The organism is Methanobrevibacter sp. (genome assembly GCF_030539555.1).
In the GTDB taxonomy this organism is placed as follows: Archaea; Methanobacteriota; Methanobacteria; order Methanobacteriales; family Methanobacteriaceae; genus Methanocatella.
On record NZ_JAUNXX010000032.1, the window covers coordinates 7,724 to 18,336 of the forward strand.

The window sequence follows — 10,613 nt, forward strand, 5'->3', positions numbered from 1 at the left end:
GAAACTGCTGTTTATTGGTTCAAGATTATATGATGACATTGACTGGTATGTTAGAAGTAAAGGTATTGAAAGCGTTCTCACAGAATCCAATGAGGAAGCTATAAATTTGGATTTGCCCGATCAGGTATTTATTGTTCCTAGGGGTATGGATGGCCCAAAACAGGTTGCACTGATGCAAAATGTTGATGCCATTGTTCCATTAATAGGAATCGACCCTCCCTTAATGGATGTTGCATATATGAAAGAGGAAATTGAAGACGAATATGGCATTCCGGTAATAGCTGCAGGTGTAAGGGCTGTAGAACTGACTTCCAATAAGATTAAAACCAAAGAATTTTACAAAGAAATTGGAGTCATGACTCCGGACTATCAGATATTAAACAGTGCTGATGATTTGAATTTGGAGTTTCCGGTTGTTTTAAAACAGGGCGAAGGACAAGGTGGAAAGGACATTAAGGTTGCAGAATCAATCGATGATGTAGAAGAATACTTTGAACAGTTCACCCAGGCATTATGCGAAAAATTTGTCGAAGGTTCTGAAATTTCAATCGAAGTGCTGGGATATAATGGTGAATATGTTGCTCTTCCTCCAATCTATAAAGGCGAAACTACTCTTGAAGGAACCCACCCATTAAACAAAGTTAAAACAGGTCCCTGCATGGTTGAAGGGTTGGACAATAATCTAGTTCAGCATACTGCTTATAAAATAGCTAAAAACTTGGCTTCTGACGGTATTTTTGAAATGGATTTCATGTTTTCAAAACAGACCAATCAGTTATATGCGATTGAAGTGAATACAAGACCAAACGGTACAAGATATCTGACAACTGCAACCTGCGGCATAAATTCATTATGTGAATTGGTTAACATGGCTGTCGGGGAATTCTCACTGGCCAACATATCTGATAAACTTGAATATTATTATTCAACTGAAATTCCTGTTGGTAATTATGAAGGACCTTCTCCAAACGAACCTGTAAAGTCTTTTGAAGATAATGATTTTGTTGTTCATGGTCCTGAAGGTTATCAGAGGGTAACTGCAAGAGCTAATTCAAAAGAAGAGCTAGAACACTTAGTTGAAAAATTAATTTAAATCTGTTATAACTTATAATTTATATACTATTATCAATAGATATTTTAATTAGTTTAAAGATTTATTGTGTGGTAAAATGAATAATACAGATATGTTAATTCTTTTTTTAATAACATTATGTGCTACAATATTCTTTACATGGTATGTTAAAAGGATATTACTTAAGGCAAGGATTGCTGATAATCCTATAGTTAGTGAACATAGACATAAGAGCGGTACTCCAACAATGGGCGGCATTGCATTCTTATTTACAATTTCTTTGATTATTGCATTATATTATCAGAACACTCCAATTTTAATCCTTTCATTTATCATGCTCGCAGGTGGTATTGTGGGTATGGTTGATGATTTAATTGGTCTTAAAGTTAAAGAAATTCAAAAGATTGTTGTTAATATTTCCGATGAAGTCATCACATTAGGAAGACTGGATGTTGAACCGAATGAGGAAGTGCGTGTTGCCACTCCAAAAGCAAAAGCTGAAGTAGATAATCTGCTTAAAGCAGGAAAAGTTAAGGTCATTGGGGAGGTTCCAATTAAAACAGAACCTGAAGAACTGGAAAAGATTATTTGTCAAATTGTATTAGGATTATTTTTAGCCTTGACCGGGGCCATAACAACCCTGGGGGGTTTTCAATTAGGTATTTTGGCAATTCCTATTGTCATAATAGCTATTTTAGGTTGCATAAACTCTGTTAATTTAATTGATGGTATGGACGGCTTGGCTGCAGGTATCGTTGGAATTGCATCCATTTCCTGTTGTGCATACGGATATTTATTCGGCCCATCAACAATAATTCCGCCATTTTCAATACTGGCAGCAATATGTTTAGGATTTTTAGTTTTCAACAAACATCCCGCTTCAATTTTCATGGGAGATACTGGTTCGTTTGTATTGGGGACAGGTTATGCGGCTGCAGTTATGCTTTGCGATATTCCATACTTTGGAGTTTTGGCATTGGGAGTTCCAATAGTTTCAGTTGTAGTTAGCCTGCTTCACAGGGCGCATGTTATTAAATTGCCTGTAGAACCACTACATCACACATTAAATCATTATGGCATGTCAGAAACAAAAATAGTATTAAGTTATTGGGGCGCTACATTAGTATTGTGCATAATAGGCATTCTTGCTAAGATGTACATTTTCTAATTCTCTTTATTTTGGAGGGCTGTATATGGAGATACAAGATTTGGCAAATTCTATTGATGGAAAACTTGTGGGAAACGATGAATTTTTCTCTATTGATGGATTTACAGGAAAATTCACTTTTCTAAATGATTCTCACACTGGAGATATTGTTATAAGGCATTGGGTAAATGGGGAAGGTGTTCACATGGCCTTCAATAAGAATATTGCATGCCTGATCACTCAGACTCCAAAAGATGATGCTGTTGAAATGGCTGAAAAACTTAACTTTCCTTTAATAATCACAGATAAAATAGAATTGGCTAATGCATATGCTCTAGCACATACTATAGAGAAATTCTCTCCGGATTCAACTAACATTGTAATTACAGGAACTAACGGCAAGTCCACAACATCCCATTTAATTTACCATATCCTAAAAACTGCAGGATACCATGTACTTACCAATACGGACAGTGAATCAGAATTCAATACATTAATTGACCCGATGGTGTCCAAAATGATTTCTGATGAAGTCATTGCTAACGGACCTTTGGATTTCTTAGTTATTGAAGTGTCTGAAGTTCAGGGCTGGCTTGGAAAGCTAATGAAAAATCATGCTGCGCTAATGAGCGAAGCGGCTAATCCAAAAGTGGGAGTCATAACAAACATCGCAATGGACCATATAGGTCTTGTAAATTCAATTGATGATGTTTTTGATGAGATATCAGCAGTTCCCAAAGCAATTGGTGGTGGAATCTGTGTGCTTAATTTTGATGATGAATTGGTGATGAAATTGGATGCCGAAAACCCATTTTACACATCAATGTCTAAAACCGATAAGGATAATGCGGTTTTTTATGATGATGGTGAAATTGTTTACCGTGGTGATACACTCCTGAAAACTGAAGAGCTGCCGTTTAATAGCTATCATTTTATACAAAATATTTTGTCAGCTATTGGAGCATGCATTTCACTTGGTCTGGATAAAAACGAAATAATCAATGGAGTAAAATCTTATAAGGCATTAAATAGGCGTTTTGCTAAACTGAATGGGGAACCCTTAATCTATGATGATTTTGCCCATAATCCTGATGGAATCAGAGCTACAATTTCAGAAACACTCAAATTACTTTGCCCGGGTCAAACATTATATGTTGTTTGTGCCATAAGGGGCTCAAGAGGTGTTGAAATCAATCAATTGAATGTGGAGGCTCTTGTTGAATCGATGGATGATAACATCGAGTTAATTTTATCTTCAAGTAATGATGTTGTCAACGATTTAAACTTCGTTCAGGAAGATGAGCGGGAAGTATTTTTCAAAACATTAAAAAGAAACGATATAGAATTCATTCATTATGATAATTTAAAAGAATGTTTAAGTGAAACATACAAAAAAGCTGATAAAAAAGATATTATTTTATTAATTGGTGCTCAGGGAATGGATCCCGCAGAATCACTTTTAAAAGACATGATATAAATTTAAATATAATATCAAATTAATATAATAAATGAATAATTTTATTCTTATAGTAGAATATTCGCAAAAAGAGGATATAAAGATGTTTATAAAGATTAGGAGAGACACATTAATTATTTTATTATTGGCGTTTATTTTAATTTTTTGTGGTCGTTTAATCACTTATGTTGCATTTGCATCTTCTGATGAAGTTAATGATGGCATTCCTATTTCAGGAGTTATTATTAAGGGGAATGATGTTGTTCCGGTAGATACTATTCGGGCTAATGTTATGCAATCTGGATTAAGGGATGGTAGTGTTATTTATGGTGATGTTTTAAAAACTTCAATAAGGGAAGTTTCGCTACAAGATGCTATTCAAACGGCGCAAGAATTTGCAACACAGTCAACTGTTCCAGGTACTTCTGTGGAACCTATTACTGCAGCCGATGTTCAAGTTGATAAAAATACTGGTGTTGTTACAGTAACTGTTATTGAAGACTTTTCTTCTGTTGATTTAACTAACAAAACAACTTCTGGTGCAGGTGGATAAATTGAATAAATTTAAAGTTTCAATTGTTTTTTTAATAATATTTTTGATGACAATGAGCAGTGTTGCTGCTACTTGTAACATTATTGTTATTACTGACCCTACAGGCAAGGACCCTAATGGTGCAGCTGCCGGAAGTATGTCTTTTGCAGAAAACATGTTTCAATCAACTTTCCTGATGTCTAAAACCAATAACTTTGTTGTACTTTCCGGGGGTACCGGTAGTTCAGATACCAGGTTGGATTCTGTTATTGAAGCGGTTGCTAATCTGAACAATAATGTTTCTGCGGCATCTGCGGCATCTATCGCATCCCAATATAATGGGGCTCGTCTTCTTGTAGGTGGTCCAAATATCGGTGCTGCTATCGGAGGTTCATTTGATGCGTATGTAGTTACTGTTGATGACGCTAGTAATGATATTAAAGTAACTCCTTACAGTAGCGGTGTTGCTACTTTGCAGCCTGGTCAGAAAGGAGCTATTATTCACTTGAGAAATACAAATGGTAACCCTTTATATGGTACTGCAGATACTGTACGTAAAGAAACTGCAATGAATATTGGAAAAATGATTAGGGACGGATATCCTGCAACTACTATTGTGTCTGAAGCTATGGGTGAAGTAGCTAATGATTCCGGTGAAAAGTATGGTGGTGGTGGAGTAAATCTAATTTCTGCAATTTCAACTGAAGACATGTTTACTCCTCAGGAAATGAACCAAACTGGTTATCCGATGGATGAAGAATATTCTAAAGCCTGTCAGGATTGTGAATGGGCATTGGGATTCCCTGCTGCTGAAGCGTATGGTAAATGTCCGGTCTGTGGAGGAGAATTAAAAACCATTTATGCTTATCAGGCATTGGGTGATGCATTGACTGTTAGTTCAAGTGCAGTAAGTGTTTCCGTTTATGGAAGTGACAAACCTGGATTGGCTTCAACTACTTCAGAAATTGTTGAAGCATCTGTTGCTAAAAATGGTTATGATGCGTCAGCTATAGCTGCTTCTATTAATAAAGCTATTAATAATGGTCTTTTAATGGGTGTTGATCATGTGGAACCTAAAGATTTGAATGTAAAACAGGGTTCCAAAGCTGTTGGTGTATATTATAATGCGCTTCCTGGTGACAGATCATCTCCAACATGGGATTTGCCTATCGACGGAAATATACTTAATATTCTGGGAAGTATTCAGACTGCAGTTGGTATTATCTTAATTTTATTGGTTGTATTCAGAAGTAGATTATTAAAATCTTTCCAAAATAGGTGATTTTTCACCTTATTTTTTTTATTGGGGATTATTATGGCATTAATTTTAATTAGAGGGGAAAATAATTCAAAATTGCTAAATGCAATTGCTGATATGGAACGGCACGGTAATTTGAATGTGGTTACAAAGCCAAGAGTAATAGATGCAAATTTCGCCGACTCATTAGTTGAAAGTATTTTAAACTCTAAACTCAGAACAAAATCTAGTGTTGCCACTGCTTTTTTTGTAAAGGAAGATGCTACATTAAGTATTATGCAAATAAAAAAGATTCATCCTCCAGCACATGTTGTTGTTGTCAGCGATGAATATGATGGCTATAAACAATTGGAGGATATGCTAGATACTGCTGAAGTATTTCAGGGATATCATTCTCACAAAGCTAAAAACGAGGGGATGATTGATTATAAAATTCAGGGTAAGGAAAGACATATCATTAATGAAAAATTAAATAGCTATAATAAAAAATAGCTATTTCCTTTTAATTTTCATAATGTTGCCTAATGTACGTTCACCGGATGAACTGCTAATAAATTGATTTAAATCAACATTATTTACTTTTTCAAGCAATTTAATATCCAATGCTTTTTCTAATTTTTTTGTAAGTTTTACATCAGGGGTCATCTTTCCGGTTTCAATTCTTGTAATTACTGAAACCCTTTCGTTTATTCTTTTACCCAGTTCCTCTCGAGACCAATTCTTTGATTCCCTTGCTTTTCTGACTTTAAATTCAAAGTCCTCAATTAATTCTTCTGAAGGTTCATCATTCCGTGTGTAACTTCTATTGCGGGTAGTTTTTGGTCTTTTTGATTTATCTTGTTTCAAATATCTTGGTTTAGGTGGTGCTTTTTGGATTTTTCCAAGTTTTGAGCACTCTTTACATACAACCATAACTGATCCTTCAATTTTTGCTCTAATTGGATTATGTTCTGGTACGGGTTTGCCACAAATTTCGCATTCCATATTAATCAGTTTTCCTAATTTACTTAATTTTATATTTATAATATCTCATATAATAATTGTTAGTATAATAACAAATGAATACATTTAAATATTTAAAGTTACTAATTGTTATTAAAGTAACAATGAAATAGAATTTAAAACTAACTGGAGATGATTCACATGGATAATTTTGATGATTTGGAAAATTCTTCTAAAGAGCAATTAATTGAAAAAGTTGAATCACTGCAAGATGAAGTTAATTATTTAAGAGAAGAAAAATCCAAAGCAAAAAGTAACTTAATGTGGAAAGTTAGGAAATTAGAAAAGGATAAAGTCCTAATTGAAAATGAAAAAATCAGATTGGAAAGAGAAACTAAATCTTTACGTTCAGAAGTGGACAGATTTAGATCCCCTCCTCTTGTATTAGCAACTATTACTGAAGTTTTAGATGATCATAGAATGACTGTTAAGAGTAGCACAGGACCTAGTTTCCTTGTTAATTATTCAAAATTCTTGGATGAAAAATTTTTGGTCCCTGGTTCAAGGGTTGCCTTAAACCAACAAACATTTGGTATTGTTGAAGTATTGCCATCCGAAAAAGATGCAAATGTTTCCGGAATGGAAATCGAAACAAAACCTGACATTACTTATGATAAAATCGGTGGTTTGGAAGAACAAATCATTGAAGTAAAGGAAACTGTCGAACTGCCATTGACAGAACCTGAGCTATTCGAGAAGGTAGGTATTGAACCGCCTAAAGGGATTTTATTGTATGGACCTCCGGGAACAGGTAAAACCTTGCTTGCAAAAGCAGTAGCAAATGAAACCAATGCAACATTCATTAAAATTGTCGCTTCCGAATTTGTCAAAAAATACATTGGGGAAGGAGCAAGACTTGTACGTGAAGTATTTGAATTGGCTAAAGAAAAAGCTCCCGCCATCATATTTATAGACGAACTTGATGCTGTTGCAGCCAAAAGACTTAAAAGTTCCACCAGTGGTGACAGAGAAGTTCAGCGTACATTAATGCAATTACTCGCAGAACTTGACGGTTTTGAATCCAGAGGAGATATTGGAATTATCGGAGCCACCAACAGGCCTGATATCCTGGATCCTGCATTGTTGCGTCCTGGTCGTTTTGACAGATTTATTGAAGTTCCGCTTCCAAATGTTGATGGAAGAAGGGAAATTCTTAAAATACATACTAAGAACATGTCCCTAGACGATGAGGCAGATATTGATTTGCTTGCAGATTTGACTGATGATTTATCCGGTGCCGATTTAAAGGCAGTATGTACAGAAGCAGGTATGTTTGCAATTCGTGAAAAACGTGATAAAATTACTGTAGCGGACTTTATGGATGCTATTGATAAAGTAATGAGTAAAACTAAGGAAGACGAATTGTTCAAAACAGAAGCCGGCGTCATGTTCGGTTAATTTTAATATATAATAAGCCTATGATGAACCCTATGAGCTCTGATATGTGATGAATGATGGGCGAGCTGAGGCTTATTTTTTCAATCTTTTTTTCTAAAACTTTATTTAAAAGAAATTCTAATAGTATAAATTATGTTATTTGATAAAAATGAGGATGTGCGAAACGAAAGAATTCTTTATCAAACAAAACCAAATATGCTTTTGGGTTGCAAAAAAGCTATCTATGGGGTTGTTTTATTAGTTATTGTTTTGATGGTTGCGCCGATTATTATTAAATTCATTGGTGAGATGCAAGTTTATTTGATTTCCCGTATCAATCTTGCTTTAACCAGATATGCTGCAATAGCATTTTTCGTTGTCATTCTTATTATTATAATCTATATAATATGGCAGCTTTTTGGATGGTATTCCAAAGAGTATATATTAACTGAATCAAAGATAATTGTCAAATCAGGAGTATTGTCCACTAAGAAAAATTATATGCCTTACTCAACTATTCAGGATATCAATACTTCCCAAAGCATTATTGGAAAGTTGTTTAATGTAGGTTCCATTAATTTATTCAGTGCATACGACAATAATCAGATGGAATTGTCAAATATTGGAAATCCCTCACAAGCCGAGGAAATTATATTTTCACACATGATAAATTCAAGAAACTACAATCAGCCTAGAACTTTTCCACAGGCTAACACTCATTATGAAAGAGGAATTCTAAAAGATGATGATTATTATGAAAGAAATGAGTATTATGATGAATTTGAACCTATAACTCCTATCGGCCGTGAAAAAGACAATCATCCGAGAAGGGAATATGAATATTATCCCGATGATTTGACCTATGAGGAAAACACACGCAATACTTATGAATATGAACCGTATAATGATGAATATTATGCCGGTGAAAACAGGTTATATGATGATTCTTTTGGCTACAGCGAACCTTCAAACCAGCGTCCTCAAAAAAATCATCATGACGGTTTAAGAAATGGATATTCTCATGATGATTACTATTTAAACAATGACTCTGAAAGTTATTATGAGAGTAATGCTGAAAGAGATGTGCAGGATAAACAGATGGATGCCGATTCCAGCGAAAAAGTTATCCGAAGACATTTTGACAAATTTAAAAGATAATTGCAATTTTATTTTAAAAATCTTTCCAAAATTTAATTTAGGTGACTATAATGGAATTACTATGTATACAATCTCAAGAACACCCCGAATTGCCTAAAGCAGAATTGAATGCTGTAATGGAATGTGAAAACATTGAAGCCAACCTAAATGTTATCACAGAGGGATTGGTTATTTTAACTGATATTCCAGATGAGAAATGCAGCGAATATTATGAGATTCTCACAATAAGATTAGGTTACACACATGAAGTTCATGAGATTATTACAACATCTTCCAGAGACACATTAAATGATGATGTTTCATCGATTGACTGGGGGGAGTATATTGATGAGAGTTTTGCAGTACGCGTAAAAAGATTCACCTCAGAAATTGATACGGTGGCTACCGAAAGGAAAGTCGGTTCATTAATTCTTGAAAATTGCAATAACATTAAGGTAAACCTTAAAAAACCTAAATCATTAGTTAGAATAGTTGCATTTAAAGATACTGTATATGTGGCTATAGAAAAAATCAAACTAAATAAAAAACATTTCGAAGAGACAAAACCTCATAAAAGACCATTTTTCTATCCCGGATCAATGAGTCCAAAACTGGCAAGGTGTATGGTGAACTTATCAAGAGTTAAAGAGGGACAATTGCTTCTGGATCCATTTTGTGGAACTGGAGGAATATTGATTGAAGCGGGAATAATTGGTTGTAAAGTAGTGGGCTCTGATATTTACTGGAAAATGAAAAATGGAACTGCTATCAACTTAGAACATTATGGAATTACTGACTACAGAACTTTTAATTTGGATGTTCGTGAACTTAAAATGTATGAAAGAGTGGCAGCTGTTGTAACTGACCCTCCATATGGAATATCAACTACTACTGGAGATATTGACGGTGAGGATATATTTAAGGAATTCTTCAAAGCTATTTATGATAATATGAAAGATGATGCCTATTTATGTATGGCAAGTCCACATTATGTTGATTTAAAACCTATGGCGGATGATGTTGGTTTTGAGATTGTTGAACAATACGGAATTAAAATGCATAGGAGTTTAACAAGAATAATATCAGTTATTCGCAAAAAAAATCGATTGATGAAAAATAAATAGGTACATTTATATATGAGAATGAAAATTAAATGTGCTCAACACCTTAAAACTCCATAATTATTTTTTATTTATTTATATTTCGAAATTCTATTTTTTATTTTAGTTTTTCAGCAGTTTAAAAATTTTTATCATAAAAACTAATTAAAAATATTTTTTTTAATAATTAAAACTATATAATTATTCTTTGGAAAATATTTTTATTAATTGATTAATTTATTAGATTTAAATATTTTTTGCAATATTTTTTAATTGAATTTGTTAATATTATTTCTCTGTCTATTAGTTGTGCTATGTGTTTTATGGCGATGACCTAAGTTTTATTGTATGGAACAATTTTAACTATGATGGTTGCTTTTCCACATATAGCTATACATTTGTGAGTACTTGAATTTTCTCAAGTATGATGTTGGTTTTGTAGATGTGGTGAATTAGTTACAAACTAGTTTGTGTATTCTCGTCTATATTTTAGCGTACTTCATAATACTTTATACTTATTATGTTCTGTTAT

At 33.8% G+C, this 10,613-nt stretch carries 10 protein-coding genes; 9 read left to right on the plus strand and 1 reads right to left on the minus strand.

Going from position 1 to position 10,613, the window contains the following annotated elements:
- The 6 genes from Q4Q55_RS06835 to Q4Q55_RS06860 form a co-directional block, all read left to right on the plus strand.
- A partial coding sequence (locus Q4Q55_RS06835) for an acetyl-CoA carboxylase biotin carboxylase subunit family protein (RefSeq protein WP_303372078.1) occupies window positions 1–1,093 on the plus strand: 1,093 nt, incomplete at its 5' end.
- Window positions 1,094–1,157: 64 nt separating this feature from the next.
- Complete coding sequence (locus Q4Q55_RS06840; RefSeq protein ID WP_303372079.1) at window positions 1,158–2,240, plus strand: glycosyltransferase family 4 protein; 1,083 nt, start codon at window positions 1,158–1,160, stop codon at window positions 2,238–2,240.
- 25 nt (window positions 2,241–2,265) lie between these two features.
- Window positions 2,266–3,696, plus strand: coding sequence for a Mur ligase family protein (locus Q4Q55_RS06845; protein WP_303372080.1), 1,431 nt, complete (start codon window positions 2,266–2,268; stop codon window positions 3,694–3,696).
- Between the two features lie 82 nt (window positions 3,697–3,778).
- Window positions 3,779–4,228 carry a hypothetical protein gene (locus Q4Q55_RS06850; RefSeq protein ID WP_303372081.1) on the plus strand — a complete coding sequence of 150 codons (450 nt, stop codon included), beginning with the start codon at window positions 3,779–3,781 and terminating at the stop codon, window positions 4,226–4,228.
- 43 nt (window positions 4,229–4,271) lie between these two features.
- Window positions 4,272–5,489: a hypothetical protein gene (locus Q4Q55_RS06855; RefSeq protein ID WP_303372086.1), complete on the plus strand. Its 1,218-nt coding sequence runs from the start codon at window positions 4,272–4,274 to the stop codon at window positions 5,487–5,489.
- 33 nt (window positions 5,490–5,522) lie between these two features.
- Complete coding sequence (locus Q4Q55_RS06860) at window positions 5,523–5,957, plus strand: DUF356 domain-containing protein (RefSeq protein WP_303372082.1); 435 nt, start codon at window positions 5,523–5,525, stop codon at window positions 5,955–5,957.
- On the opposite strand, the gene Q4Q55_RS06865 is transcribed toward Q4Q55_RS06860, so the two are convergent.
- A complete protein-coding gene (locus Q4Q55_RS06865) occupies window positions 5,958–6,449 on the minus strand; it encodes a multiprotein bridging factor aMBF1 (protein WP_303372083.1) in 492 nt (163 codons plus the stop codon). It abuts the gene before it with no gap.
- Between the two features lie 177 nt (window positions 6,450–6,626).
- Between Q4Q55_RS06865 and Q4Q55_RS06870 the strand changes: the two genes are divergently transcribed.
- The 3 genes from Q4Q55_RS06870 to Q4Q55_RS06880 all read left to right on the plus strand — a co-directional run bounded on the left by Q4Q55_RS06870 (window position 6,627) and on the right by Q4Q55_RS06880 (window position 10,105).
- Window positions 6,627–7,865, plus strand: a complete 1,239-nt coding sequence (locus Q4Q55_RS06870) for a proteasome-activating nucleotidase (protein WP_303372087.1) — start codon at window positions 6,627–6,629, stop codon at window positions 7,863–7,865.
- Window positions 7,866–7,997: 132 nt separating this feature from the next.
- Entirely contained in the window at window positions 7,998–9,002 is a 1,005-nt protein-coding gene (locus Q4Q55_RS06875) for a PH domain-containing protein (protein WP_303372084.1), read from the plus strand.
- Between the two features lie 50 nt (window positions 9,003–9,052).
- Window positions 9,053–10,105 (plus strand): TIGR01177 family methyltransferase, encoded by a 1,053-nt coding sequence (locus Q4Q55_RS06880; protein ID WP_303372085.1) that lies wholly within the window; start codon window positions 9,053–9,055, stop codon window positions 10,103–10,105.
- Window positions 10,106–10,613: the final 508 nt, after the last annotated feature.